The organism is Halobellus limi (genome assembly GCF_004799685.1).
GTDB lineage: Archaea > Halobacteriota > Halobacteria > Halobacteriales > Haloferacaceae > Haloquadratum > Haloquadratum limi.
On record NZ_CP031311.1, the window covers coordinates 1,038,306 to 1,063,220 of the forward strand.

The window sequence follows — 24,915 nt, forward strand, 5'->3', positions numbered from 1 at the left end:
AGTCGGACCGGACCGTGAGCGGCGTGACCCGAGTGCGAAAAACGAGATTCGACCGCGACTCGCAGTTCCCCGGCGCGGAACCGCGGTCGGACGAACCGTTTTGTACCGGGCGCGACCTACCGACGAGTATGTCGCACACCGGCCTGTCGAGCGTCGTCGAGAGCCGCCGGCTCAACGCCGCCCTGGCCGCGACGATCCTTCTCTTCCTGACGGTCGCGGCGGTCGCGCAGGTTCTCACCGGCGACGTCCAGTGGGCGGGCTTCACGCTCGCGGTGCTGGCCGTCGCGCTCGTCCCCCCGCTCGCACGGCGCCGGGCGACCGCGATGTTGCCCTGGGAGGTGATCCTCCTCGCCGCGCTCCCGATCGTGCTGCGGGCGCTCGTGGCGGGCGAGACCGTCGCCGGAATGACCCTCTCGGGGCGCATCGTGACGTACGTCGCCGTCGCCGCCGTCGCGCTCCTGATCGCGGTCGAACTCGACGTGTTCACGTCGGTGAAGATGAGCCACCGCTTCGCGGTCGTCTTCGTCGTCGTGACGACGATGGCCGCCGCGGGCATCTGGGCGGTCGTCCGGTGGCTCTCGGACGTCCTCGTCGGCACGCGGTTCCTCTACGACGGCCGCCCCGAACACGTCATCGAGGAGGCGCTGATGTGGGACTTCGTCGCCGCGACGGTCGCCGGCGTGTTCGCCGGCGTCCTCTTCGAGTACTACTTCCGCCGCCGCGCGCGACTCGCCCGGCGGATCCCCGGCAGCGACCCGGCCGGATACCCGGACGTCGACTCGGTTTCCGAACGGTCTCCCGAGGACGCGGAGGTGAACGACCGATGAGGGTCCGCGACCTCCTCCACATCTCCGAGCGTCGCCAGCGCCAGGCCGCCCGCGGGATGCAGTTGTTCCTGGCTTCGATGCTGGTTGCGGGGCTGCTCCTCCGCAACGTCGGGGTGATCGTCAACGCCTCGATCGGGCTCGTCGTGACGTTTCTCCCCGGAATCCTCGAACGCGACCTCGACATCCCGATCGACGCGGGACTGGCGCTCTGGATCTCCGCGGCAGTGTTTCTGCACGCGGTCGGAACGATCACGATCCCGGGGGTCGGCAAACCGTACGCCAACATCTGGTGGTGGGACCACCTCACCCACGCGCTCTCGGCCAGTCTCGTCGCCGGCGTGGGCTACGCGACGACCCGCGCGGTCGACATCCACTCCGACGCGGTGTCGTTGCCGCCGCGCTTCCAGTTCGTCTTCATCCTCCTCTTCGTCCTGGCGTTCGGCGTGCTCTGGGAGGTGATCGAGTTCACGATCGGTCTCGCCGCCGAGCACACCGGAACGCCGGGTGTCCTCACGCAGTACGGCCTCGGTGATTCGATGCTGGATCTCGTCTTCGACACCGTCGGCGCGATCGTCGTCGCCGTCTACGGCAGCAGCCAACTCGGAGAGGTCGTCGACGCGCTCACCGACCGGCTGGCGGAGACGCGACCGTGAATTCGGTGCGTGGTGAGCGACGTTCCGGTCCGGACGGTCCCCGACCCGGCCCCGAAACTTATCGTCCTCCGTGCTGTACCACCGCACGACGATGGTATTCAAGAAGGTAACCCTGATCGGCCGGAGCGGAGAGAGTTTCGACGAGGCGGTCGACGACGCGATCGACCGCGCCGAGGAGACGCTCGACAACGTCCACTGGATCGAGGTGGACGAACTCGGCGTCGAAGTCGCGTCGGTCGAGGACCGGGAGTACCAGGCGGAAGTCACCGTCGCCTTCCAGCTCCGCGACGGCGAGTAATCGGCGGCCGGCGCACACCGACGGCTTCTTTTTTATTGCACCACCAGGGAGCCTGAATGCCGCGTCTCCTCCACTACTCCGACGTCGAAAACGTCTACGACGACCCGGTCCGAGTCGGTCGCCTCGCGGGGGCGCTCCGCGCGCGAAACGGGGCGGACGCCCTCGTCTGCGGGACCGGCGACAACACCTCGCCGGGCGTCCTCGCGCTGATCGAACGCGGCCGGCAGGCGCTGGATCTCTTCTGCGCCGTCGACGCAGACGTCGAGACCTTCGGCAACCACGATTTCGATTTCGGGCCCGACGCGGCGCGGTCGATCGTCGCCGCCGCGCCCCAGACGTGGGTGTCGGCGAACGTTTACGATTCCGACGGCGGGCGATTCGCCGCCGCCGACGTCGTCCCGCACACGATCGAGACGGTCGACGGCGTCCGGATCGGCCTCTTCGGCGTCACCGACCCCGCGACGCCGTCGCTGAATCCGATGGCCGGCGAACTCCAGTTTACGGACCCCTACGACGCCGCCGAAGCGGCCGTTTCGGAACTCCGCGCGGCGGGGGTCGACCGCGTCGTCGCGCTCTCACACCTCGGGTCCGGCGACGACGAACTCGCGCGGCGGGTCGACGTCGACGCCATCCTCGGCGGCCACGTCCACGCGGAACGACGCGAGCGGGTGAACGGGACGCTCCTGCTCCGCCCCGGGGCGAACGGACGGACGATCTTCGAGGTGACCCTCGACGCGACGGACGGCCCGGTAGGCGTCGAGCGTCACGAGACGGCGGACGCGCCGGTCGCCGACGACGTCGTGACCGCGCTGCGGGGACGCGTCGAGGCCGCGGGTCTCGACGAGGTGGTCGCACGCGTGGAGCGGCCCCTCGACCGGAGCGAGTCGACGGTGGCCGGCGGCGAGTGTCGGATCGGGAACTTCGTCGCCGACGCCTACCGGTGGTCGCTCGACGCCGACGTGGGACTCCAGAACAGCGGGGGGATCCGGGACGGACCGCCCCTGTCCGGAGCGGTGACCGTCGCCGACCTGGTGAGCGTCATCCCCTTCGAGGAGCACGTCGTCCGGGCGGAACTCACGGGCGCGGAACTGCTCGACGTGTTCCGCGAGTCGGCGGCCGCCGTCGTCGACTTCGGCGAACCGGGCTGGTGGCACGGCCACTTCTCGGGCGCCGAGATCCGCTGGGACGACGACGCGACCGAACTCCTCGGCGCCCGGGTTGACGGCGATCCCGTCGACCCCGAGCGGCGGTACACGGTCGCGACCTCGGCGTATCTGCTCCACACCGACCACGAGTTTCCGAGCCTCGAAGAGCGACACCGGGTCGGCGAGGGAGAGATCCAGTTCGAGGTGCTCGCCGCCTACGCCAGGGAGTTCGGGATCGAGACGGAAGTCGAGGGACGCGTTCGCCGGGTGTCGGCGACGGAGACGGCGACTCGGCCGTCCGAGGACTGACCCTGTCGGAGGCACGTCGGTGAGGTACACTCGACGGACCGAGTGGAAACGTTCAGGAACCGTCGCATCCTCCGTGCCGATAATGACTCGCGTCGTGGTCCCCGTCCGGTATCCGCTGTCGAAGCACTCTCGGGCGACGCTCTCGGAGGCCGTCCGGATCGCCGAGGAGCGCGAAGCCGAACTGACCGTGCTCCACGTCGACCTCTACCAGGAGAGCCACGGCGTGACTCGGGCGGAACTGAAACGGGCCGTCGAGTCCGAGTTCGGCCCGCTGGAGCGGACGCGCTACGTCGTGCGACGGGGGTTCCTCGTCGAGGAGACGATCTTAGAGGAAGTGGCCGCAGACGAGGCCGACGTCGTCGTCCTCGGATCGAAACAGGCCAGTCGGTGGCGGACGATGCTCCGTCGCTTCCTCGACGACCCCGACATCGAGACGTACCTCCGCGAGAAACTGGACTGTACGGTCGTCACCGCCCGCGTCGGCGACTGAGCTCACCCCTCGTCGGGACGTCGCGGTCGAGGGTCGTCGTCGCCATCGTCGGCGTCGGGGTCGGCGGTATGCCCGCCGTCGGCGCCGGGGCCGGCAGCACGTTCGGCGTCGCCACTGTCGGCGTCGAGATCGGCAGCACGTTCGACGCCGCTATCCTCGACGACATCGTCGGACCGTCCCCCGAAGGCCGTCTGTATCGACCCGTCGTCGGATCTCGCTCTGTCTCCGTCTCGACTCCCGACCGTCGCGTCGAGCGTCCCGCTGGTGTCGTCGAAGACGAGGTGGCGATGCGGGTACGCGAACTCGATGTCGGCGTCGGTCTCGGCGAACGCGTCCCAGATCCGAGTCCGGACTCGCGACTCGACGGAGGGGATCTTGTAGGGCGTTTTGGCCCAGTACCGGAGCGTGAGTGCGACGCCGTCGTCGCCGAAGTCGGATTTCAGCACCGTGGGCCGGGCGGGGTACCGCGCGCTGCCGATGCGGATGTCCGGCCCGCCCTCGATCACCGCCTCGTCCGCGGCGGCGGCCCGACTCAGCAGTCGCCGGGCCGCGTCGACGTCCGACTCGTAGGTGACGACCACGTCGAGGCTGAGTCGCACGCGCTCGTCCTCCGCCGAGTAGTTCGTCACCAGGTGCTCGCGGATCTCGGAGTTCGGAATGACGAGGAACGTGTTGTTGAGGGTGAACATCTTCGTGTACCGGATCGTGATGTCGTCGACGAACCCGCGTCGCCCGTCGTCCAACTCGATCATGTCGCCGATCTCGTAGGGCTGGTCGGCGAGCAGGAACAGCCCGTTGATCGTGCTGCCGACGATCGGTGCGAGCACGATACCCAGCACGGCCGAGAAGACCGTCACCGAGAGGACGAGGTCGCCGAACTCGAGGCCGAGCACGCTGGCGGCGATGCCGAGCGTCACGAGGACGACGCCGAGTCGCACGAGGCGGAGCGCCATCTGGGCGACGCTCTGCCGCTGGAACCGCCTCGCGACCGGCCGCCCGACGAGTCGGACGACGTACCGGGAGACGAGCACGCCGACCGCGACGATCAGGGCGGCGAGGACCCACCGCCACCCCGGAAACAGGAGCCACTCGGGGAGGACGGAGGCGAGCGTCTGACCGCCGCCGGGGGCGGGAGAGGGCGTGGCCGTGGGTGTCGTCGCCGACTGCATACCTCCGTCCACGAGAGGCCCGGACAAAAAGCGTTCCTCCCCGGTGCGGTCCGGGACACCGCCATCCGACAACTGTTCAGTTAGGAAACAATAAGGTGGCAGTCGACGAACGGGGAGACGATGAGCACGTCAGGCTCCCAGTCCACCCCCGACTTCACGATCACCCACGAGACCGAACCGAGCGAGACGCTTCTGGCGGGCTTTTCGTCGTTCGGACTCGCCGGGCTCACCGCGGCGGACTACATCGTCGACCACCTGGAACTCGAAAAGCGGGGCCACCTCTCCGTCGACGGGCTGCCGACCGTCACACCGTTCGAGGATGGGCGACCGAGACACCACACGCGGCTGTTCTCCCGGGACGACCTCGACGTGACGGTGCTGGTCGGCGAGCTGTTCGTCCCCGTCGGGGTCGGTCGGGCCTTCGCCGACGCCGTCCTCGACTGGACCGAGTCGAACGGGGTGCGCGAGATCGCGGTCCTCTCGGGCGTCCCGATCCCGCACGGCCCCGAGGAGCACCGGACGTTCTACATCGCCACCGACGACTACCGGGAGAGCCGACTCGCGGACGGGTCGGTGCCGGCGATGGGCCGCGGCTTCCTCGACGGCACCAACGCGGCGCTCATAGAACGCGGTCTCGACTCGCCGCTCGGGGTCTGCACGTTCGTCACGCCCGTCCACGCGCAGGTCCCCGACATCCAGGCGTCGATACGGCTGGTCGAGACCGTCGAGGATGTCTACGGGATCGGGATCGACGCCGGCCCGCTGGAGGCGTTCGCGGCCGAGGTCGAACAGTACTACGCGGAACTCGCAGAGCGGATGCAAGAGCGAGACGACGAACTCCCCGAAGACCGGATGTATATGTAGCGCCGATCCGTCCCCGGACCCGCGGCGAACCGTTCGAGGTCGCGGTCGACCTCGGCGCTTTTTTTTCGGCGAGAACGGCCGGTCGAAATTGCTGCACGCCGCTGGTGTGGGATTCCTCGGCGAGTTCCGGGGACCCTAAGTTTAAGTCTTGGCATGATTATCATTATGTTATGCCATTCGGGATCGAGATATTCAGATACGCTCAACGCGCCGGTCGCGAAGTCATCGTCGGGTTGAGCTGGGACATCCTGCTCGTGTTCGCGTTCCTCGGGACGCTCACGTTCCTCGTACACTACGTGCTACGGGAGCTGTGGAACCCGACAGATCACACGTCCCGACCGGACGATCCGTCGAAGTCCGAGGTCGAACGATCCCTGGAAGAGCAGGGCGTCGACGAGATCAAGCGCTTCTCGCTCGCACAGCGGGCGTCACACTGGGTGATGGCCATCTCCATCTTCGCGCTGATGCTCTCGGGGTTCGTGATAATGAACACCGAGGTGACGCTCCGGGCGGTCCCGGGTCTGTCGTGGCTGGACGTCCACATCGTCTCGGCGGTCGTCCTCCTCGGGTACGTGATCTTCCACCTCGCCCACGTCGCGTACAAGGGGACGTGGTCGAAGATGTGGTTCGGCGTCGCGGACGCGAGGGACCTCTGGCGGCGCTTCACGAACCTCGTCGGGATGACCGACGAGTACCCGCGACAGTTCGAGTACCCGAGCGCACAGAAGTTGCTTCACTGGGGCGTCACCGGGGCGTCGCTGGCCGTGATCGCCACGGGGTTCGTCCTCCTGCGCCGGGTGAGTCTCGAACCGCTCTGGGACGCGACCCGGGAGTTCTCGTTTCTCGGGATCTCCTTCGGCCTCGGAACGGCCGACGCGCCGGGGCTGGTCGCCTGGAGTTTCGTCTTCCACGACTTCTTCGCCGTCGCGCTCCTCGCGCTCGTGATGGGCCACATCTACTTCGCGCTGCGACCCAACGAGTGGGCGATCACGAAGAGTATGATCACGGGACGGGTCACCGTCGAGGAGTACGCCGAGAAGTACTCGCCGACGAGCTGGCAGATCGGCGGGTCGAAGGCCACCGACGGCGGCGACCTCGAACCCGAGGATCCCGAATAGGGCGCGAAGCGACCGCGACCGCTTTTCATCCGACGCTCGAACGAACACTATGTCCGACATCACCATCACCCTGTTCTCCGACCCGCTCTCGGTCGCCGCGTATCGCAACCGTCCGGTCCGTTCGCGACTCCGGTACGGTTTCTCGGACGTCGACCGCAGGTATCGCTGTCTCGTTTCGATCCCGGAACCGATCGACGGGGCGGACGCCGAGTCGGCCGAAAGGCTGGCGCGGTTCGACGACACCGGCGGGATGCCGGTCGAATCGGACGTGACGGCCGACGGCGTCCCCTCGTCGTGGATGGCCTGCGAGGCGATCGCCGCGGGGCGAGAAACCGGCGGCCGGGGGGCCGCGTTCGACCTCGCCCGGGCGCTCGCCGACCGGACGTTCGCGGCCGGCGATCCGCCGTCGACGCCGGAGGGCGTCCGTCGGATCGCCGAATCCGTCCCCGGTATCGACGCCGAGGCCGTCGCCGCCGCCGTCGGGACCCGGCGGGCCACGGCGGCGGTCGGACGGGACCTCGAGCGTGCCCGCGAAACCGTCTCGCGGCTCGCCGAGGTCGACGTCCGCGGGTCGCCCCGCACGGTGCCGCTGCGCCCCCGAAGCCACCTCGACGGCCCCCTGTCGGACGGCGACGGCGCAGGCAGCCCCGACGGAAGGGACAGCGACGACGGCACAGACGACGCCGACCCGACCGCCCGGACCGAGGACGCCGTCTTCGCGGCTCCGGTGTATCGGATCGACGGACCGGCCGGAACGACCGTCGTCGACGGGGCGGCGGGCTTCGACGTCCTGCGCGACGCGGTTCGGACGCACGACCCCGACCTCGGCGACGCGGGGGCGAGCACGGAGACGCAGAGCCGGAACGTGATGCAGCAGTACGGCGCCGACGCGCTCAGCGCCGAGAGTCTCGGCCCCGAGGACCACCGCGAGCGCGCGCTCGAAGTCCTCGGGGCTCTCCCGTCCGCGTTCGCGCCGGAGATCGCGGCCTGTCTGGACGTCACCGAGGAGACCTGCCGGATCGCCCTCCACCGACTCAAACGCGAGGGCTCGGTGCGTCGAGAGACAACCGGCGCGTGGACCCGGGTTCCCGAAGAGTAATACCCCGAGCTACGAAATCCAAGCCTATGACTGACACACCGGCATCGGACCTGCGCGACGCGATCGAACGGATCGAGATCGCCTACGAGTACCTCATCTCCTTCGCCGGCGAGGGGATCGACCGCGAGACGGTCAAGGCCGGAACCAGCCAGACCAAAGACTACGTCGCCGACTTCGCCTCGGGGCTCGAAGACGGATACGAGGCCGCGCTGGCGGTCGCAGACCACCACGAGGAGTTCGATACCGAAAACTACCGGACGTTCCTCGCGGATATGGAACCGGAGGTCGAGGAGGCCCGGACGGTCCTCCAGTTGCTCGGAGAACAGGAGTCGGTCACCTCGCCGATGGCGGACAACCTCAACGGGATGGCGGTCTTCCAGTCGGTGATGATGAAGTTCTTCTTCCTCGACGAACTGACCGACCACCTCGAACGCGACGCCGCGGAGTGAGATGGCCGCGGACCTCGTGGCCGCCGTCACGGCCGCCGGCGAGTCGACGCGGATGGGCGGCTTCCCGAAACCGCTTCTGACGTTCGACGGCCGGCGGTTCGTCGAACGCCTCGTCGACACGTACGCCCGCGTCGGGGTCGAGCCGGTCGTCGTCCTCGGACACGAGGCCTCGGAGGTCCGCGCCCGGGCGGACCTCTCGGACGCCACCGTCCGAGAGAATCCGGCGTACGAGCGGGGGATGCTCTCGTCGGTGCGCGTGGCCGTCGAGTACGCGCGGCAGCGGGACGCGAACGGCGTCCTGCTGAACCCGGTCGACTGCCCGCTGACGCCCCCGGCCGTCGTCGAAACCGTCGCGGCGGCCGCCGAGGCGGGAGGCGACGTCCTCGTGCCGACCGCAGACGGCGGACGAGGCCATCCCCCGCTCTTCGCCGCGAGCGCGTTCGACGCCCTGCTGGACGCACCGGACGACCGCGGCGCGCGTGCGGTCGTCCGAGCCGACGACACCGACACGCGCGAGGTCCCGGTGAACGACGAGCGGATCTTCGCCGACGTCGATACGCCGGGCGAGTACTGGGACTTGGTGAAGCGCTACGAACCGGTCTGAGCCGGCTCGACTCGTCAGCGTCGCGGTGGCGTATGCGGGTCGCGGTGAGGTCTGTGGGTCGCGGTGAGGTCTGTGGATCGCGGCTGCCGTGTCGACTCCTGAAATAACAGACGGGCCGAACGGGGCGAACCCGACGCCGACGGGCCGATCGGAGTGAATCCGAGTCCGACGAGCCGACCGGGAGGTGAGGCGCCGACGGACGTGCCCCGTCGCCGCCCGGTGGTCCGCGGCGGTATTTTTATTCGCGTACCCCGAGAACTGTGCACTATGGCAACGAGCGTCACACACTCGGAATCGGGGAGACTGAAGGCATCGCCCGACGTCGTCGGCGCCGCCGTGATCACGGTCCTGGGACTCCTCCACCTGTTCGGCCTACAGGTGGGTGGCGCCGTGGGGTTCGTCGTCCTGCTTGTGGGGTGGCCGCTCGTCGGCGGCACCGTGGCCGCTCGGCTCTCGCCGGTCGGCGAGGAACGGGTCGCCGGCGTCGTCGCCGGTGCGCTCGCGGCGATCACGACGACGCTCCTCGTGTTCGTGGTCGGCCTGTTCGGCGCCTGGTCCGGTTTCATCACCGGGACGTTCGGCGTGACGCTGTGGCCGGTGACGTTCGCGATGCTGGCGCTGCTGACGATCGCGTGGTCGGTCTTCGGGCTGGCCGGGGCGGAGCTTTCGGTCCGGGTGAGGGGCTGACACACCCGTCTCCGAGAGCTATTCGTCGGCGTCGACCCGACGGCCACCCGCGTCGAGCGCGCGGTCGACGGCCCCGTCGTCCGGACAGAGAACCGTCGTCCGGAGCGGTGCGTCCTCGACGAACAGCGCCGCCGCCTCCACGTCGGCGGGCGGATCGCCCTCGAAGACGACGCGGTAGGCGTCGAGATCCGAGACGATCCGCCACTCGTCGTCGAGGGCATCGAGGTCGGCCTCGGTCGGGACCTCGTAGCGGTCCTCGGCGTCGTTGTGGTAGCGAGCGAGCGACGGCGGAACCGACTCCTCGTCCGCGCGAAAGAGGTACACCCCGCGCATCTCGAAGACGTTGAGCGGCATCTATCCACGCCCCCTCCCGTCGGACACCCGTTCGGGAAACGACCACATCACTGTTTCGCGTCCTCACGGACACGTCCGCGTTCGACATCGTCGTGGAGACGTTCGGGATCCGCGTCCCCCCGGAGACGGACGAACGTCTCTGCGGCGAACTCCGCCGTCACCGTCTCCGAAAGCGCCGCGGCAGCGTCGACGGCGTCCCCGTAGGACCGCCCCGTCAGCGCCGATAGCTCCGCCCCGCAGAGCCACCCCTCGGGAGAGAACCGGCGGACGACGGTCTCGACGGAGGGCGACGCGTCGACCGTCGGAGCGCCGCCGACCTCGGTCACGAGCGTTCGCAGGTCCTCGATCCCGGACCGGCCGGAACGGCCCGCCCGCTCGGAGTCGCTACTGACCACGACCGCCGGGAGGACCGGCCGGTCGCCGACCGTTTCGACGCCGTCGACGCCGGAGAGATCCGGCGGAGAGAGCCGAGAGGAGTCGGGGTCGAACCGACCGGCCGCGTCGGGACCGAGCGCGTCCGCGAGCAACCCCCGGACGGCCTCGTCGGTGTCGAGGTTGGTCTGTCGGAGGAACGTCGCTTCCCGCGCGGCGCGGAACAGGCGGGACCGCGCGTCGGTCCCGGGATCGGTGGCCTGCTCGATCCCGACGCAGGCCGGCCGGGAACCGTCGGGAGCGTCCTCGAACCAGAGGTACTCGTCGATGGGCATCCCGGTCTCCTCGGCGATCCGGAGACAGGTCGCCGGTGCGGTCCGCCGCCCGCCCGGGAACTCCGGCCCGTCGTACCGGTCCCAGTCGGGGACCATCACGACCGGCTGCCGCCGCCAGTCGGCGTCGGGACACTCGATGCGGAGTCGGCGCAGCGCCGGTTGCATCCCCCACCCGGTCGGGTTCAGGGGATCGTCGTAGACTGCGATCTCGACCATTGTTCTCTCCAGGGGAAGCACGACCAAAGAACCCGGTGTCTCCGTCCCACGTGGGGTCGCCGTTCTGCCGGCGCACCCAGCGTTTATGTCCGCTGCGCCCCCTCTAACGAGAGATGGTCGACGCCAAGGCGGTCCTCGTCGGTGCGGTGCTGGCGGCAGCGCTCACGTACGGCGGACTCGTGGGTGTGGAGATCCTCGTCACGGGCGAGGTGGACGCGCCGTCGGCGCCGCTGGCCGGCGAGACGACGGTGGAGGGGACGACCTACCACCTCGACCGACTGGGTCGACCGACCGTCGTCGGCGAGGTCCGGAACGGCCGGTCGCATCCGATTGGGAACGCGACGGTGACGGTGACGTACTACCGCGACGGCGAGGCGATCGGCGAGACGACCGGGGGCGTGCTGGGGGAACCGATCGCCCCGGGCGAGTCGGCCCCCTTCGACGTCCACTACGACGCCGACGGCGACGTCGACGACTACGACGTCGCCGTCGCCGCCGACCGCGTGTCCGCAGAGAGCGCGAGTCTGACCGCCGAGGCGTCCGTCGACGACCGATCACAGAACCGCGTCGTCGTCTCCGGAACGGTCTCCAACGACGGGAGCGAGCCCGTGGCGTCGGAGGTCGTCGTCGCCTTCTACGACGACGGGGACGACGTGATCGGCGTCCGGACAACCAGACCCAACCGGGAGATCCAGCCGGGCGGGTCGGCCCCGTTCACGGTGACGTTCCGGACCGTCGGCGACGTCCCCAGCCTCGCCCAGGAGTTCGACGACTTCGCCGTCCGCGCCGTCGCCGTCGACGACGCGTGAGCGGTCCGGTGACTGACCGATGTCGTTGACCGAGAGGACATCGTGACGGACACGGTGGTGTCACAGAACACTTCGTGAGGGATTCATAACCGCGAACACACCGAGAGTGGCGATCAGACGCTACGCCCGGTGCGCCTCGTTGAACAGCGCACTGTCGGCGTAGGACGTCCACCGGACGATCTTCCGGTCCTCGAAATCGAAGACGTGCGCACCACGGAACGCGGCCGACTTCCCGGTCTCGACGTTCGTCCCGCTCCAATCGATCAGTGCGACGACCGAATCACCGCCGTCGACGTATCGCTCCGGGACGACCGAGACGTCCTCCCAGTCGTTCGCCAACCCGGCAAAGACGTTCTCTCGAATCTCGTCCGCGCCGCGGAAGGTTCCGCTCCCGATCAGTCCCTCGGTTTCGATCAGCTCGATGTCCGGATCCCAGGTGTCGACGACGGCGTCGAGGTCGCCGTCGGCGAACGACCGATACAGTCCCCGAACGGTCTCGACGTTACTCTTCGCTGTCGGTTCTGTCATTTTAAGCTCCACGTAGATAGACGGCCTCCGAGGAGATAGACCTGCGCTGCGGAGGGGCGGGCCTCGAAAGTGGACCTGGTCGACGGCCTCTCTATTTTTTCATACCGCTGTGGCTCGGTTCGAACGGAGAAAATCCCGAGTCGGGTTGAGAACGCCGCTACGACGTCTCCTGGACGACAGCGGAGGGTATGCCACCCCCGTTCCGCTCAGGCGACGCTGTTGAGCGCCCGCCTGACGAGGTTGTCCGCGAGGTTCAGTTTGTACTCGTTGTCCGGCTGCGGCGCGGCGTTCGGCAGGACGTTCTCCGCGGCCGCGTCGATGTTGCTCTCGGAGAGCCGGCTCCCCTGTATCGATCGCTCCGCGGTGCGCAGGCGCTTCGGCGTCGGCGCGAAGCCGTTCGCGACGAGGCGAACGTCCGAGACGGACCCCCCGCTCTTCTTCACGGCCGCGGCGATGTTCCCGATGGCGAAGTCCCAGGAGTCGCGACCGCGGACCTTCTCGAAGTAGAAGTCCGCGCCGCGCCACTCGCTGGGGACCTCGATGTGGGTGAGGATCTCGTCGTGGGCGAGGTCGTGCATCACGGTGATGTTGTCCTCCGGCCCGACGAAGAACTCCGAGAGCGGCTCCCGGCGCTCGCCGCGCGGACCGCTGACGACGACCTCGGCGCCGAGGGCGATGAGCGCGACGGCCCCGTCGGAGGGGTGGGCGGTGATGCACCGCGAGTAGTCGGTGACCGCGTGGTCGCTCGACTCCCCGGTGATCGCATAGCAGGTGTTCCCGCCCGCGCGGTAGCAGTCGAAGCCGCCGCGGTAGTACCAGCAACGGGAGTCCTGCGTGAGGTTGCCGCCGATCGTCCCCTGGTTTCTGATCTGCGGGGTCGCGATCTCGCCCATCGCCTCCGCGAGCACGGAGAACCCGTCGGTGACCGCGTCGTGGCTCTCGACGTCCGACAGCGTCGCCAGCGCACCGATCCGAAGCCCTCCACCGCTCGTCTCGGTGATCTCCTTCAGCTCCTCGATCGGTTTCAGGTCGACGAGGACCTCCGGCGACCGCTCGCGGTTCTTCAGCCAGTTGATCTCGTCGGTGTTACCCGCGATCGTTGCCGCGTCGCTTCCGTGTTCGTCCAGGAGCCGCACGGCGTGGTCGACGCTCGTGGCGTCGATGTGCTCGAGCGGCGGGATCATGTCTTGTTGCATGGTTAGATGTCCACCTCCCCGGCGCGGACCTTCTCAAGCACCTTGTCGGGGGTGACGGGGAACTCGTTGAAGGTCGTTCCCAGGGCGTCTTTGACCGCCGCGGCGACCGCACCGGAGGCCGCGCCGTACGGCGGTTCCCCCACTCCTTTGGCGCCGTAGGGGCCGAACGGATCGGGCTCCCCGACGGCGCCGACGTGGAGGTCGCCGGAGACGTAGTCGTGTATCGACGGCGGCTTGCTCTTGTAGAGGTCCGTGTTCACCGGGATCCCGGTGCCGTCGTCGTGTCGGTACTGCTCGTACAGGGTGTACCCGATCCCCTGAGTCGCCCCGCCCTCGACCTGGGCCTCGAAGCTCTCGGGGTGGACGACGGTCCCCGAGTCGTTGTAGTTGGCCATCTCCTCGACGGTGATCTTGCCCGTCTCCAGGTCGACCGAAACCTCCGAGATGGCGCCCGCGAAGGAGGTGACGAACCCGTCGAGGTCCTCGCCCGTGGTCTTGCCGAACGCGACCAGCCCCTGCCCGACCGCGTCGCTCGCGGCGGCGATCGTCAGCGGCACCAGGCTCTCCTGGTACTGCTCTGGGATCTCCTCTGCGGAGTACTTGCCGCCGGCGTCGACGGCGGCCTGTGCGGCCTCGGCGAACGTGATCGACTCGCCGGACTGCCCGTGGACGACCTCGTGGTTCTCCACGGTGTACGCCTCCGCCGTTCCGCCGAGTTCCTCGGCGGCCAGTTCCTTGAGGTACTGTACGGCCGTCTCCGCGGCCTTCACGTTGGCCAACCCCTCGGTGAACGTCGTGTTCGAGGAGAACTGCCCCAGCGTGAACGAGGACTTGTCGCTGCTACCCCAGGAGACCTCGACGTTCTCCCAGTCGGCGTTCATCGTGTCCGCGGCCATCCGGGCGACCGCGGCGAAGCTCTCCGTCCCGAGGTTGCCGGCGCCCTGTCGCACCTCGACGGTGCCGTCGGTGTGGACGACGATCAGGCCGTCGAAGCCGATGTAGCCCGACTGGTGGGACGACGACGCCATCCCGACGCCGTAGACCTTCGAGCCCTCCCGGGTCCCGGACCGAGCCCGTTTCTCCTCGTAACCGATCGCGTCGGCCGCCAGTTCGTAGGCCTCGCCGAGGTACGCGCTCGTCATCGGGAGCCGGTCGGCGCCCGCCGGATCGCGGTTCTCGGGCGCGTTCCGGAGACAGACGTCAAGCGGGTCCAGCCCCGCCTGCTTGGCGGCCTCGTCGATGACCTGCGCGATCGCCAGCGCCGCCTGGTTCTGTCCGGGGCCCCGCTGCGGCCACCGCTTGGGCGTGTTGGTGAAGACCCCGATCCCGCGGAACCGAAGCGTCTCCGGCTGCCAGCACTGCGTCAGCGAGTTGAACCCGGAACTGAGCGTCGACAGCGCGTCGGAGGAGTACGCGCCGGCGTCGCCGATCGCGTCGATCTCCAGCGCCGTGATCGTCCCCTCGGAGTCGAGACCGACGCGCGTTCGCGCGATGAACGTCGCGCGGCCGTTCCCCCAGTGGAACTCCTCGCGGCGGGTCCCGCGGATCTTCACCGGGCGGTTGACCTCCCGGGAGAGGAACGCCGGAACGCCCATCTGCGGGTAGGCGGTCCCCTTCGATCCGAACCCGCCGCCACAGAAGTTGCTGATGAAGGTGACCTCCGTGGGCGGCTTGCCGATTATTCCCGCCACGCCCGTGTGCGTCAGGCTGATACTCTGGCTGGACCCCCAGATGGTGACGTGGCCGTCGGTGCCCCACTCGGCGACGGTCGAACGCGGCTCCATCGGGTTCGTGGGTTGCGGTTGGGCCTTGACCGTGTCCTCGTAGACCGTGTCGGCGTTCTCGAACCCGTCGGAGACCTCGCCCCAGTTCCACTCCATCGTGAAGTCGCCGGGATTCTCGGGAAAGTCGCCACTGAAGTCGGCGTCGTTCCACTTGATCGTGTCCGCGGCGGCCTCCCCGCCGCCCTGTCCCTCGGCGCTCTCGCCGCCGGCCTCGCCGGTGGGGACGTTGCCTTCGGGCCTGGCGTTCGGACTGCCCGGTTTGAGCGTCTCGACGGGGTCGACGACGTGGTCGAGGACCTCCCACTCGACGTCGATCGCCTCGACGGCCGCGGCCGCGGTGTACTCGTCGTCGGCGGCCACCGCCGCGACGGGGTACCCGAACGTCAGCGGCTCCTCGGCGAGCACCGGCTGGCCGATCGTCGCGTCCGGGACGTCCTCGTGGGTGATGACCGCCTGAACGCCCGACATCGACTCCGCCTCGGAGGTGTCGATGTTGCGCACCCTCGCGTGGGCGTAGGGACTCTTGACGGTCTTCGCGTGCAGGAGGTTATCGAACTGGTAGTCGTCCGCGTACTTTGCCTCGCCCGTCACCTTCGCCCGGCCGTCCGGGACCTCGAAGTCGTTTCCGACGTAGTTGTGGTTGGACACGGTTGATCACATCCGCTCGGCCGCTGTGAGGACGCTGTCGATCTCGTTCTCGTAGTTGCCGCACCGACAGAGGTTGCCCTCCAGGGCGTCTTTGACCTCCTCGCGGGACGGGTCGCCGTTCTCTTCGAGCAGCGACTTCGCCGACATGATCATCCCGGGCGTACAGAACGCACACTGCCCGCCGAGTTCCTCGATGAACGACTCCTGGATCGGGTGGAGTTCACCGCCCTCCGAGAGCCCCTCGACCGTCGTGATCTCCTGGCCCACAGCGTCTTTCGTGAAGTAAGAGCAACTGTAGATCGGATCCCCGTCGACCTGGACGGTACAGGCACCGCACATCGCCCGGTCGCACCCGAACTTCGTCCCGGTCAGCCCGAGCTTGTACCGGAGCGTCTCGGCGAGGCGCTCCTGATCTTCGACCCTGACGAAGTGCTCGCGACCGTTGACCGTGAGCTTCAGTTGGTTCGAGAACCGCTCTCGAACCCCCGGCGAGCCGTCGCCCGCTGCGGACGTCTGCCTGATGTTGTTGAACAGGTACGCGTTCGCCGCAACGAGCGTCCCGCCGATGGTCCCCTTGATGATGTCGCGGCGGGACGGCCCTCCCGAGTCGTCGCCCGCCTCAGGCTCTGACTCGTCCGGTGCATCTGTCGTAGACATACCTTGATTATTTTTCATAGACGTTTATATAGATTCGGCCTCCGGAAGGGGTGTCCGGTGGACCTCACGAACGGGCTTCTTCGACGCATCCGCCGCCCGTATCCGACATTTTCGACGCGTTCCGACGTCGGCGATCACTCGGTCGATCTCACCGATCGAGCATTCGCTCGGACGCGCTCTAATCGCTTGTCGGGCAGACGCAAGTGGCGAACTTCGACGCCCCAGTCACGAGTAATCAGACCCACGTCCCACAAGGAGGCGGCCGCGTGTCCGAAATCGTCAGGAGACAGTCACGTCCGACAGCGTCAGGAGTCGATGGTGCCGGGTCGCAACCCGTGGCGGACCCGGTTGAGCTCGGCGAGGATCGAGAGGGCGACGTCCGCGGGGTCGCCGCCGCCCAGTTCGAGGCCGACCGGCGAGTGAAACCGCTCGAAGTCGCCGTCGTCGACGCCGTCCTCGCGGAGGCCGTCGGCGACGCGTTCGGCCTTCGTGTCGGAGGCGACGAGGCCGACGTAGTACGCCCCGCGTTCGAGCGCCTCCCGCGAGGCGACCCGATCGAAGTGGCCGCTCCTCGTGGCGACGACGACGGCGGTGTTGTCGGTGACGCCGACCGATTCGATCCCCGCGTCGTAGTCGTCGGCGTACACGTCGGCGTCCGGGAACCGCTCCGGGTCCGCGAACTCCTTCCTGTCGTCGACGACGAACACGTCGTACCCCATCTCGGCGGCCATCGCCGCGAGCGACTGGCCGATGTGGCCGCCGCCGGCGGCGATCAGCCGTTGCTTGCCGGGAATCACGTTGATGAACACGTCCATCTCGCCGCCGCAGACCATCCCGGTGTTGCCCTCGGGCCGGAGTTCCCAGTGTTCGGTCCGCGGGCTCCGCGCTTCGATCGCTTCGAGGGCGGCCCGGCGCGTCCGCTCCTCCACCGTCCCGCCGCCGACGGTCCCCTCAGTCCGCCCGTCCGCGCGGACGAGCATCGCCGCACCGGGGTCCTGCGGGGCCGACCCGTCCACGCCGGTCACGGTCGCGAGCGCGACCGTCTCGCCGGCCTCGGTCAGTTCCTCGACTCGACCGTACACCCCGGTCGATTCGTCGGTTCCGCCGTGCTCGCCCATTGTGATTCGGTACCGTCCGACGGATCTTATATCTGTCTTCCGTCGAACCGGGAGGGGCGACGCGATGCGGTGCGGTCGGACGCGGGCGACGCGGTTCGATCGGACGCGGGCGACGAGGAGGCTGAGGCGGAAGAGGACGGGCGAAACGCCCCTCGGCGATGGGACCGTCCGTCGGCGACGAGCGCTCTCGACGACGGGGAAGTTCGCCGGCGGCAGGGGTCCGGAGGCGGTTCACCGCGTTCCGAAACGGTGTGCTACTCGAAGCATAGTAAACAGTAAGTGTCGGGAGCGAGACCTTCCGGTATGGCAGACGAACTCCGAACGACGCTCGAACGCGTCGGCGACCGCTTCAATCTCGGGGAGTACGAGATCGAGGCGTACCTGGCCGTCCTCGAACACGGCGAACTCACCGCCTCCGAGATCGCCGACCGCACGGAGATCCCCCAGCCCAGGGTGTACGACACGGTCCGGAGCCTCTCGGACCGGGGGCTCGTCGAACTGCGGGAGTCGCGACCGATGAAGATCGTCGCCGTCGCGCCCGAGGACGCCTTCGGCAACGTCCAGCAGTCGCTCGACGAACTGGTCTCGGAGCTGGAAGCGCGCTACACCGCGCCGGCCCGCGACACCGAGGCCGTCTCGCTCGTCAAGTCGCGCTCGACGATCCTCCGCTACGTCGAGGAGATCATCGAGAGCGCCGAGTACGAGCTGATCCTCTCGCTCACGCCGGACCTCCTCCGGCGGTTCCGCGAGGACCTCGCGGCCGCCATCGACGACGGCGTGAGCATCGACCTACTCGTGACGCCCCGCTCGCGTGCGCCGGATCCCGACGACTTCGACTACCTGGAGGTCGCGACCGTCGCGCGCGCTCGGCGCGGGATCACGACGCCGGTCCTCGCGGTCGCCGACGGCAACTACTCCGTCTACGCGACGCAGGACGCCCTCCGCGACGACCGCGAGCGCTACGGCGTCATCTTCAACCGCTCGGCGCTCGGCTTTCTCGTCTCGGGGTTCTTCGGCACGGTCCTGTGGTCGACCGCGGAGACGCTCGCCGCCGACGGCAAGCGGCGGCCGTTCCCCCGGCGCTACGCGTCGATCCGCCGCGCCGTGAAGGACGTCCGCGAACTCGACGGACCGTTCTACGCCTCGATCACCGGTCGCGACATCGAGACCGGCGACGCCGTCGTCGTCGAGGGGAAGGTCCAGACGGCGAAGATCGAGGCCACAGAGGAGGTCGCCTCGCTCAAACTGGAGACCGACGACGGCGTGCTCGACGTCGGCGGCCTCGTCGCCGCGCTCGAAGACGTCGAGGCCCAGGAGATCATCCTCGGTCGCGACGGCGTCCCCGACCGCGAGCAGTTCGCCTGAGGCCGGTCATCGAGGTCGGCCGGGCGGCGAGGACCGAGAGCGATCCGCCGCCGAGGCGCAACGGCTTTACCCCTCCCTTCGCAATCCTCGCCGACCGATGGAGGCGCGCACGCGGACCTATCTGGAGGGGCGGTTCGGCGACTACTACCGCCGCAGCGACGTCTCCCTGCCGCCCGCGGCCGAACGCCGCGAGTGGGGACACATCCCCTGGAGCGCGGGCTCGACCACGATGATCCGCCACCAGTCGCTGCTCGACGTCGGCGACCTCTCGGATTTCCTGCACCGCACCGCGCCCCGGCACGTCTACTTCTCGTCGGCCCGCTTCTCCGACCCCGGCGCGAGTTCGATGGACGAGAAGGGCTGGCGGTCCGCGGACCTCGTGTTCGACCTCGACGCCGACCACCTCCCGGGGGTCGATCCCGCGGAGACGACCTACGCGGAGATGCTCGCCGCGTGCAAGGAGGAACTGCTGAATCTGCTCTCCTTCATCGACGACGACTTCGGCTTCGAGGAGACGGAGGCCGTCTTCTCCGGCGGCCGCGGCTACCACGTCCACGTCCGCGACCCCGAGGTGCGGGAACTCGACAGCGAGGCCCGTCGCGAGATCGTCGACTACGTCCGCGCGATCGACCTCGACGTCGAGGGGCTGATCGGCACGGAGTCGAACCGCGGCACCACCCGCCGGGTGCTTCGCCGCCGCGGCGGCTGGGGGGCGCGCGTGCACCGCCGGCTCGTCGACCTGGCCGAGCGCCTCCGGGAGATGGACGAGGCCGACGCGCTCGACCGGCTGCAGGAACTCGACGGGATCGGCGAGGGGCGCGCGACGACGATCCTCGGGCAGATCCAGCACAACTTCGAGGCGATCCGTCGGGGGAACGTCGAGGCCGGCGGTCCGGGGACGCGCATCCTCGTCGACGCGCTCGCCGCGGAGGCGATAGAGGAGGAGACCGCGCCGATCGACGAACCGGTGACGACCGACACGAAGCGGCTCATCCGCCTGCCGGGGAGCCTCCACGGCGGGTCCGGCCTGACGGTGACGCCGCTCTCCCGCGAGGAACTCGACGACTTCCGGCCGCTCGAAGACGCGATCCCCGAGCGCTTTCGCGGCAGGGAGATCAGGGTCGACGTGACGGATCCGGGGCCGACGACGTTCGACGGCGACACGTTTACTATCCCGGAGGGAGAGCAATCCGTAGAAGAGTGCCTCGGGATCTTCTTGATGACCCGGGGGCGCGCCGAGAAGATCAAAGAATGAACTTAGACGAGTTGCGGAGCGTCCGTCGGACCGAGCGGCAGAAGGACAGCCTCCAGCATCTCCGCGACTCCTTCTACGAGGACGTCGCCGCCTACATCGCAGAGCGGAAGGCCGAGCGCCGCCGCGCGGCCGACGCGGCCGAGGACCCCTTCGCGGACCCCGAGGTCGGTCAGTTGACCGACGAGATCGAGACCGCCGAAGACGTCGTCGAGGCCATCTACGAGCGCCGCGTCGGCAAGGTCGTCAAGCTCGCGTCCTTCGCGGCTGCGGACATGAGCGCCGACACCGACGGCCTCACCGCCGAGGAGCGGGAACTGTTCGAGAACCTCGTCAGTCGAATCAAGCAGAACCGTCGGAACGTCCTCGACGTCCTCGCGGGCGAGGGCGGCGACGCGACGACGGGCGAGTCCTCCGCCGAGACGGGCGGACCCCAGTCGGCGTCGGCCGGCTCACCGTCGGAGGCGGCCGCTTCACCGACGGACCCCGAGTCCGCCGATCCGACGGCATCAGAACCGGCGGACCCGCAGGTGACGGAGGGACAGGCGGACGCGCCGACGGACCCGAAAGCAGCCTCTCCGGACGACGTGCTGGCGGACGCGATGGGCGGGAACGAGCGCCCCGACGGCGACGCTTCGCCGTCGGACGCGACGGACGACGAACCGACCGAGTCACCTCGCGACGCGTCGGGGGGCGACCGCCCCGAAGACGTCCCGCCGGACCTCCCTCCGGACGCGCCCCCTGATGCGACGGCATCCGAAACGCCGGTGATCGGCGATAGCGGTGTCGACGGTGAGTCCGGTCAGGGTGAGCCGCGAACGGACGGCGCACCGGGACGCGTCGAGAACGGCCGTGACTCCGCGGGGGCCGGGGAGGCGGATCCGACCGAGCGCGTGACGCTCCGGATCACGGAGGACGTCGGAGCGATCCTCGGCGTCGACGAACGCGAGTACGACCTCGAATCCGAGGACGTGGTGACGCTCCCGACGACGAACGCGGGTCCGCTCATAGAGCGGGACGCCGCCGAACGCCTGGATTGACACGGCGGCGGCCACGGCGCTCGAACGCCGCGCGGTGATGCGGCGCTCGGGAACGGTACGTTGAAGCGCCTCTCCCCGAAGGTACGGACGATGCTCGACACCGGCGAGACCGCCCCCGACTTCGAGTTGCCCGACCAGAACGGACAGACAGTGTCGCTCTCGGAGTTCCGAGACGAGTACGTCGTCGTGTACTTCTACCCGCGCGCGGACACCCCCGGCTGTACGACCGAGGCGTGCGGCTTTCGCGACTCCTACGCGGCGTTCGAAGACCGCGGCGTGGCCGTCCTCGGAATCAGCGACGACCCCGTCGACGACCTGAAACCGTTCGCCGACGAGTACGACCTGCCCTTCGCCCTGCTCTCCGACGAGGACGGATCGGTCGCGACCGCCTACGACTCCTACGGCGAGAAGAATATGTTCGGAAACACCTTCGACGGCGTCTTCCGGAACACGTACGTCGTCGGACCGGAGGGCGACGTCGTCCTCGCCTACGAGGGCGTTTCACCCGAGGGACACGCCTCGGAGATCCTCGCGGACCTCGACAGCTTCGACGACGACTGATACGAGACGGTCGCGGAGCGTCGGTGCGGACCCGCCGCCCGAAAACGGTCATCGCACGGCGTCCTTCGAGCGTCGACGCCGCCCGAGCGGTAGACGTCGTGATCCGGGCAGTTTCGACACCTCATTTCCGGTGAAAGAAACTGTAAATTCGTTTCTACGATAGACCATCGCTTCCCCGACACGGGTTAAAGACGCGACCGTCGGCCGTCACGGCGCGGAACTCCGTACGGCGTTCCCCACACTGATTCCTCTCGTACCGCCGGCAACGGGGGTGGCGCTCGGCGGTGAAAAGCGAGAGTAATCGGTATCGGTCGATCGAAAACAAAAGGCCGTCGATGAGCCGAACTGGGAGCGTCCGTGGGGGGCGTTCCGGAAACGCGCTCACGCGCTACCGGAACGTCTGCCGCGCTACTGGAACGTCCGGCCGACCTCGCCCTGCGGTTCGCGCTCGACCTCGTTGGTCTGGAAGCGCTGTTCGATCTCCTCGTAGCGCTCGCGCGTCTCGGCGGTGACGCTCGGCCCGACCTCGTCGAGCGCGTCCTCGAAGTGGTCCATCGTCACGCGGACGTTGCCGACGGACTCCTCGACCTCCTCGCGGGAGACGCTGTTGATGAACTCGCGGCTCGCGGCCATCGACGCCTCGCGGGCGACCGCTTCGATGTCGGCGCCGACGTATCCCTCGGTCTTCGAGGCGAGCCTGTCGAGGTCGACGTCGTCGGCCAGCGGCTTGTGCTCGGTGTGGACCTCGAAGATGGCCCGGCGGGCGTCCTCGTCGGGGACCGGCACGTGGACGTGGCGGTCAAGCCGTCCGGGGCGCAGCAGCGCCGAGTCGATCAGGTCCGGGCGGTTCGTCGTCGCGACGACGACGACGTCTTCGAGCGTCTCCAGCCCGTCGAGTTCCGTCAGCAGCTGCGAGACGACGCGCTCGGAGACGCCCGAGTCGCCGGTGTTGCTGCCGCGCTCGGTCGCGATCGAGTCGATCTCGTCGAAGAACACGATCGTGGGGGCGTTCTCGCGGGCCTTCTTGAAGATCTCGCGGACGCCCTTCTCGGACTCGCCGACGTACTTGTCGAGCAGTTCCGGCCCCTTCACCGAGATGAAGTTCGACTCGGACTCGTTGGCGACGGCCTTCGCCAGCAGCGTCTTCCCCGTGCCGGGCGGCCCGTACATCAGGATGCCCTTCGCGGACTGCATGTCCATCGCCTCGAACACCTCGGGGTACTCCAGCGGCCACTGGATCGTCTCGCGGAGGCGCTCCTTCGTGTCTTCGAGGCCGCCGACGTGCTCCCAGGTGACGTCGGGGACCTCGACGAAGACCTCCCGCAGCGCCGAGGGCTCGATGCCCTTGATGGCCTCCTTGAAGTCCTTCGAGGTGACCGAAAGCGACTCCAGCACCTCGGCGTCGATCTCGTCGGACTCTAAGTCGAGCTCCGGCCGGATGCGGCGCAGCGCGTTCATCGCGGCCTCCTTCGTGAGGCTCGCGATGTCGGCGCCGACGAAGCCGTGGGTGTTGTCGGCGTACTCGTCGAGGTCGACGGCGTCCGCGAGCGGCATGTTCCGCGTGTGGACCTGGAGGATCTCCTTGCGTCCCTCCCGATCCGGCACGCCGATCTCGATCTCGCGGTCGAAGCGGCCGCCGCGGCGCAGCGCCGGATCGATCGCGTCCACGCGGTTGGTCGCGCCGATGACGACGACCTCGCCGCGCTCGTCGAGGCCGTCCATCAGCGAGAGCAACTGGGCGACGACGCGGCGTTCGACGTCGCCGCCGGCCTCGCCGCGCTTCGGCGCGATCGAGTCGATCTCGTCGACGAACACGATCGCGGGCGCTTCCTCTTCGGCCTCCTCGAAGATCTCCCGGAGCTGTTCCTCCGACTCGCCGTAGTACTTCGACATGATCTCCGGCCCGGAGATCGTGTGGAAGGAGGCGTCGATCTCGTTGGCGACGGCCTTCGCGATGAGGGTCTTCCCCGTTCCGGGCGGACCGTGCAGCAGCACGCCCTTCGGCGGCTCGATGCCGAGCCGCTGGAATAGCTCGGGGTGCCGCATCGGCAGCTCGATCATCTCTCTCACCTGTTCGAGCTCCCGGTCGAGGCCGCCGATGTCCTCGTAGGTGACCGAGGGCGTGTCGGCCTCCTCTTCCTCGGTCGACTGGATCTCCTCGGCGGGCGTCTGGCTGATCGTCACCTCGGTCGAGTCCGTGACGACGACCGTGCCGCTCGGCTCCGTCGAGGCGACCTTCAGCGGGATCGGCTGGTTCGACGAGGACATGAACCCGAACCCGAAGGGGACGCGGATGTTCTGCCCCTGCGTGACGGGCTGGCCCGCGAGCTTGTCCCGGAGGTGCGTCCCGATGTTACCGCTGATGCGGAGGTTCTGCGGGAGCGCGACCGAGACGTGCTTCGCGGGCTTGATGTCGGCCTTCTCGACCTCGACGCGGTCGTCGATGCCGACGTTGGCCTGCTGGCGGAGTCGGCCGTCGATGCGGACGACGCCCGTGCCGCTGTCCTCGGGGTAGCCCGGCCAGACCCGCGCGATGGCGGTGCCGCCGTTGCCGTCGATCCGGATGTAGTCGCCGCCCTCCAGATCGAGTTCCTCGGCCGCCTGGCGGTCGATGGCCGCGAGTCCGCGGCCGGCGTCCTTCTGCTTGAGTGGTTTGACAGTGAGCTTCATTTCTCGACGGTGATGGTGAGTACGCCGTTGTTCGTCGCGACCGATGCCTCCGATCCGGGCAGTTCGAACTCCGCCTCGGAGACCTCGTCTCCGGTCTCGGCGACGACGATCGCGGTCGTGCCGACGACGTCGACGTCGACGTCTTCGGAGGCGAGACCGACGTCCGCTGCGAGAACCCAACTGTCGTCGTACTCGTACCGGCGGACGATCCGTTCGTCTCCACCGGCTAATTGCTTGGTGCTCATCGTTATTCCTAACTCCAGGTTAGTCGCTTAAGTATTTAAATCTGTCGCAGGAT

General features: G+C 68.6%; 26 protein-coding genes. 16 read left to right on the forward strand and 10 right to left on the reverse strand.

What is annotated here, in order from left to right; translation table 11 throughout:
• Positions 1–128: 128 nt before the first annotated feature.
• From DV707_RS05280 to DV707_RS05300, 5 genes are all read left to right on the forward strand, one after another.
• Positions 129–827, forward strand: coding sequence for a hypothetical protein (locus tag DV707_RS05280; protein WP_103991215.1), 699 nt, complete (start codon positions 129–131; stop codon positions 825–827).
• Entirely contained in the window at positions 824–1,480 is a 657-nt protein-coding gene (locus DV707_RS05285; protein WP_103990266.1) for a hypothetical protein, read from the forward strand. Before DV707_RS05280 ends, DV707_RS05285 begins: the two co-directional genes overlap by 4 nt.
• A 91-nt stretch (positions 1,481–1,571) precedes the next feature.
• On the forward strand, positions 1,572–1,778 hold the full coding sequence (locus DV707_RS05290) for a dodecin (RefSeq protein ID WP_103991214.1): 207 nt from the start codon (positions 1,572–1,574) through the stop codon (positions 1,776–1,778).
• 56 nt (positions 1,779–1,834) lie between these two features.
• Complete coding sequence (locus DV707_RS05295; protein ID WP_103990265.1) at positions 1,835–3,232, forward strand: bifunctional metallophosphatase/5'-nucleotidase; 1,398 nt, start codon at positions 1,835–1,837, stop codon at positions 3,230–3,232.
• A gap of 82 nt (positions 3,233–3,314) precedes the next feature.
• Complete coding sequence (locus tag DV707_RS05300; RefSeq protein ID WP_103990264.1) at positions 3,315–3,722, forward strand: universal stress protein; 408 nt, start codon at positions 3,315–3,317, stop codon at positions 3,720–3,722.
• Between the two features lie 2 nt (positions 3,723–3,724).
• Here the strand turns inward: DV707_RS05300 and DV707_RS05305 are convergent, their stop codons facing one another.
• A complete protein-coding gene (locus DV707_RS05305; RefSeq protein ID WP_103990263.1) occupies positions 3,725–4,891 on the reverse strand; it encodes a mechanosensitive ion channel family protein in 1,167 nt (388 codons plus the stop codon).
• Between the two features lie 120 nt (positions 4,892–5,011).
• On the opposite strand from DV707_RS05305, the gene DV707_RS05310 reads away from it, so the two are divergent.
• From DV707_RS05310 to DV707_RS05335, 6 genes are all read left to right on the forward strand, one after another.
• Positions 5,012–5,755, forward strand: coding sequence for a proteasome assembly chaperone family protein (locus DV707_RS05310; RefSeq protein WP_103990262.1), 744 nt, complete (start codon positions 5,012–5,014; stop codon positions 5,753–5,755).
• 170 nt (positions 5,756–5,925) lie between these two features.
• Positions 5,926–6,873, forward strand: a complete 948-nt coding sequence (locus DV707_RS05315; RefSeq protein ID WP_103990261.1) for a cytochrome b/b6 domain-containing protein — start codon at positions 5,926–5,928, stop codon at positions 6,871–6,873.
• A 49-nt stretch (positions 6,874–6,922) separates the two neighbouring features.
• Positions 6,923–7,972 carry a hypothetical protein gene (locus tag DV707_RS05320; RefSeq protein ID WP_103990260.1) on the forward strand — a complete coding sequence of 350 codons (1,050 nt, stop codon included), beginning with the start codon at positions 6,923–6,925 and terminating at the stop codon, positions 7,970–7,972.
• A gap of 26 nt (positions 7,973–7,998) precedes the next feature.
• Complete coding sequence (locus tag DV707_RS05325; RefSeq protein ID WP_103990259.1) at positions 7,999–8,421, forward strand: hypothetical protein; 423 nt, start codon at positions 7,999–8,001, stop codon at positions 8,419–8,421.
• A 1-nt stretch (position 8,422) separates the two neighbouring features.
• Complete coding sequence (locus tag DV707_RS05330; protein ID WP_103990258.1) at positions 8,423–9,025, forward strand: nucleotidyltransferase family protein; 603 nt, start codon at positions 8,423–8,425, stop codon at positions 9,023–9,025.
• Between the two features lie 267 nt (positions 9,026–9,292).
• Entirely contained in the window at positions 9,293–9,712 is a 420-nt protein-coding gene (locus tag DV707_RS05335; protein WP_103990257.1) for a hypothetical protein, read from the forward strand.
• An 18-nt stretch (positions 9,713–9,730) separates the two neighbouring features.
• On the opposite strand, the gene DV707_RS05340 is transcribed toward DV707_RS05335, so the two are convergent.
• Both DV707_RS05340 and DV707_RS05345 read right to left on the reverse strand, forming a co-directional pair.
• Complete coding sequence (locus tag DV707_RS05340) at positions 9,731–10,066, reverse strand: hypothetical protein (RefSeq protein WP_103990256.1); 336 nt, start codon at positions 10,064–10,066, stop codon at positions 9,731–9,733.
• A gap of 47 nt (positions 10,067–10,113) precedes the next feature.
• A complete protein-coding gene (locus tag DV707_RS05345) occupies positions 10,114–10,989 on the reverse strand; it encodes a thioredoxin domain-containing protein (protein WP_103990255.1) in 876 nt (291 codons plus the stop codon).
• Between the two features lie 113 nt (positions 10,990–11,102).
• Between DV707_RS05345 and DV707_RS05350 the strand changes: the two genes are divergently transcribed.
• On the forward strand, positions 11,103–11,798 hold the full coding sequence (locus tag DV707_RS05350; RefSeq protein ID WP_103990254.1) for an FxLYD domain-containing protein: 696 nt from the start codon (positions 11,103–11,105) through the stop codon (positions 11,796–11,798).
• Positions 11,799–11,918: 120 nt separating this feature from the next.
• On the opposite strand, the gene DV707_RS05355 is transcribed toward DV707_RS05350, so the two are convergent.
• The 5 genes from DV707_RS05355 to DV707_RS05375 all read right to left on the reverse strand — a co-directional run bounded on the left by DV707_RS05355 (position 11,919) and on the right by DV707_RS05375 (position 17,729).
• Complete coding sequence (locus tag DV707_RS05355) at positions 11,919–12,326, reverse strand: nuclear transport factor 2 family protein (protein WP_103990253.1); 408 nt, start codon at positions 12,324–12,326, stop codon at positions 11,919–11,921.
• A gap of 206 nt (positions 12,327–12,532) precedes the next feature.
• On the reverse strand, positions 12,533–13,522 hold the full coding sequence (locus tag DV707_RS05360) for an FAD binding domain-containing protein (protein ID WP_103990252.1): 990 nt from the start codon (positions 13,520–13,522) through the stop codon (positions 12,533–12,535).
• Positions 13,523–13,524: 2 nt separating this feature from the next.
• Positions 13,525–15,954, reverse strand: coding sequence for a xanthine dehydrogenase family protein molybdopterin-binding subunit (locus DV707_RS05365; RefSeq protein ID WP_103990251.1), 2,430 nt, complete (start codon positions 15,952–15,954; stop codon positions 13,525–13,527).
• Between the two features lie 6 nt (positions 15,955–15,960).
• Complete coding sequence (locus DV707_RS05370) at positions 15,961–16,611, reverse strand: (2Fe-2S)-binding protein (protein WP_103990250.1); 651 nt, start codon at positions 16,609–16,611, stop codon at positions 15,961–15,963.
• A 305-nt stretch (positions 16,612–16,916) separates the two neighbouring features.
• Complete coding sequence (locus tag DV707_RS05375) at positions 16,917–17,729, reverse strand: XdhC family protein (RefSeq protein WP_103990249.1); 813 nt, start codon at positions 17,727–17,729, stop codon at positions 16,917–16,919.
• A 303-nt stretch (positions 17,730–18,032) separates the two neighbouring features.
• On the opposite strand from DV707_RS05375, the gene trmB reads away from it, so the two are divergent.
• The 4 genes from trmB (at position 18,033) to bcp (ending at position 21,947) form a co-directional block, all read left to right on the forward strand.
• Positions 18,033–19,094 (forward strand): HTH-type sugar sensing transcriptional regulator TrmB, encoded by a 1,062-nt coding sequence (trmB, locus tag DV707_RS05380; protein ID WP_103990248.1) that lies wholly within the window; start codon positions 18,033–18,035, stop codon positions 19,092–19,094.
• 97 nt (positions 19,095–19,191) lie between these two features.
• Positions 19,192–20,349, forward strand: a complete 1,158-nt coding sequence (gene priS, locus DV707_RS05385) for a DNA primase small subunit PriS (RefSeq protein WP_103990247.1) — start codon at positions 19,192–19,194, stop codon at positions 20,347–20,349.
• A complete protein-coding gene (locus tag DV707_RS05390) occupies positions 20,346–21,386 on the forward strand; it encodes a DNA replication complex subunit Gins51 (RefSeq protein WP_103990246.1) in 1,041 nt (346 codons plus the stop codon). The genes priS and DV707_RS05390 overlap by 4 nt, the downstream gene beginning before the upstream one ends.
• A gap of 90 nt (positions 21,387–21,476) precedes the next feature.
• Entirely contained in the window at positions 21,477–21,947 is a 471-nt protein-coding gene (gene bcp / locus DV707_RS05395) for a thioredoxin-dependent thiol peroxidase (protein WP_103990245.1), read from the forward strand.
• A gap of 408 nt (positions 21,948–22,355) precedes the next feature.
• Here the strand turns inward: bcp and DV707_RS05400 are convergent, their stop codons facing one another.
• Both DV707_RS05400 and DV707_RS05405 read right to left on the reverse strand, forming a co-directional pair.
• Positions 22,356–24,617: a CDC48 family AAA ATPase gene (locus DV707_RS05400; RefSeq protein WP_103990244.1), complete on the reverse strand. Its 2,262-nt coding sequence runs from the start codon at positions 24,615–24,617 to the stop codon at positions 22,356–22,358.
• Positions 24,614–24,862 carry an Hsp20/alpha crystallin family protein gene (locus tag DV707_RS05405; protein ID WP_103990243.1) on the reverse strand — a complete coding sequence of 83 codons (249 nt, stop codon included), beginning with the start codon at positions 24,860–24,862 and terminating at the stop codon, positions 24,614–24,616. Before DV707_RS05405 ends, DV707_RS05400 begins: the two co-directional genes overlap by 4 nt.
• Positions 24,863–24,915: the final 53 nt, after the last annotated feature.

What these genes read in the sequence shown, in the direction of transcription:
- DV707_RS05285 (WP_103990266.1), top strand. Translation starts at nt 824, where the DNA reads ATGAGGGTCCGCGACCTCCTCCACATCTCCGAGCGTCGCCAGCGCCAG.
- bcp (WP_103990245.1), top strand. Translation starts at nt 21,477, where the DNA reads ATGCTCGACACCGGCGAGACCGCCCCCGACTTCGAGTTGCCCGACCAG.
- DV707_RS05370 (WP_103990250.1), bottom strand. Translation starts at nt 16,611, where the DNA reads ATGTCTACGACAGATGCACCGGACGAGTCAGAGCCTGAGGCGGGCGAC.
- DV707_RS05335 (WP_103990257.1), top strand. Translation starts at nt 9,293, where the DNA reads ATGGCAACGAGCGTCACACACTCGGAATCGGGGAGACTGAAGGCATCG.
- DV707_RS05320 (WP_103990260.1), top strand. Translation starts at nt 6,923, where the DNA reads ATGTCCGACATCACCATCACCCTGTTCTCCGACCCGCTCTCGGTCGCC.
- DV707_RS05400 (WP_103990244.1), bottom strand. Translation starts at nt 24,617, where the DNA reads ATGAAGCTCACTGTCAAACCACTCAAGCAGAAGGACGCCGGCCGCGGA.
- DV707_RS05295 (WP_103990265.1), top strand. Translation starts at nt 1,835, where the DNA reads ATGCCGCGTCTCCTCCACTACTCCGACGTCGAAAACGTCTACGACGAC.
- DV707_RS05290 (WP_103991214.1), top strand. Translation starts at nt 1,572, where the DNA reads ATGGTATTCAAGAAGGTAACCCTGATCGGCCGGAGCGGAGAGAGTTTC.
- DV707_RS05390 (WP_103990246.1), top strand. Translation starts at nt 20,346, where the DNA reads ATGAACTTAGACGAGTTGCGGAGCGTCCGTCGGACCGAGCGGCAGAAG.
- DV707_RS05325 (WP_103990259.1), top strand. Translation starts at nt 7,999, where the DNA reads ATGACTGACACACCGGCATCGGACCTGCGCGACGCGATCGAACGGATC.
- DV707_RS05280 (WP_103991215.1), top strand. Translation starts at nt 129, where the DNA reads ATGTCGCACACCGGCCTGTCGAGCGTCGTCGAGAGCCGCCGGCTCAAC.
- DV707_RS05350 (WP_103990254.1), top strand. Translation starts at nt 11,103, where the DNA reads ATGGTCGACGCCAAGGCGGTCCTCGTCGGTGCGGTGCTGGCGGCAGCG.
- DV707_RS05345 (WP_103990255.1), bottom strand. Translation starts at nt 10,989, where the DNA reads ATGGTCGAGATCGCAGTCTACGACGATCCCCTGAACCCGACCGGGTGG.
- DV707_RS05375 (WP_103990249.1), bottom strand. Translation starts at nt 17,729, where the DNA reads ATGGGCGAGCACGGCGGAACCGACGAATCGACCGGGGTGTACGGTCGA.
- DV707_RS05310 (WP_103990262.1), top strand. Translation starts at nt 5,012, where the DNA reads ATGAGCACGTCAGGCTCCCAGTCCACCCCCGACTTCACGATCACCCAC.
- DV707_RS05330 (WP_103990258.1), top strand. Translation starts at nt 8,423, where the DNA reads ATGGCCGCGGACCTCGTGGCCGCCGTCACGGCCGCCGGCGAGTCGACG.
- DV707_RS05300 (WP_103990264.1), top strand. Translation starts at nt 3,315, where the DNA reads ATGACTCGCGTCGTGGTCCCCGTCCGGTATCCGCTGTCGAAGCACTCT.
- DV707_RS05340 (WP_103990256.1), bottom strand. Translation starts at nt 10,066, where the DNA reads ATGCCGCTCAACGTCTTCGAGATGCGCGGGGTGTACCTCTTTCGCGCG.
- priS (WP_103990247.1), top strand. Translation starts at nt 19,192, where the DNA reads ATGGAGGCGCGCACGCGGACCTATCTGGAGGGGCGGTTCGGCGACTAC.
- DV707_RS05360 (WP_103990252.1), bottom strand. Translation starts at nt 13,522, where the DNA reads ATGCAACAAGACATGATCCCGCCGCTCGAGCACATCGACGCCACGAGC.
- DV707_RS05305 (WP_103990263.1), bottom strand. Translation starts at nt 4,891, where the DNA reads ATGCAGTCGGCGACGACACCCACGGCCACGCCCTCTCCCGCCCCCGGC.
- DV707_RS05315 (WP_103990261.1), top strand. Translation starts at nt 5,926, where the DNA reads ATGCCATTCGGGATCGAGATATTCAGATACGCTCAACGCGCCGGTCGC.
- DV707_RS05405 (WP_103990243.1), bottom strand. Translation starts at nt 24,862, where the DNA reads ATGAGCACCAAGCAATTAGCCGGTGGAGACGAACGGATCGTCCGCCGG.
- DV707_RS05355 (WP_103990253.1), bottom strand. Translation starts at nt 12,326, where the DNA reads ATGACAGAACCGACAGCGAAGAGTAACGTCGAGACCGTTCGGGGACTG.
- trmB (WP_103990248.1), top strand. Translation starts at nt 18,033, where the DNA reads ATGGCAGACGAACTCCGAACGACGCTCGAACGCGTCGGCGACCGCTTC.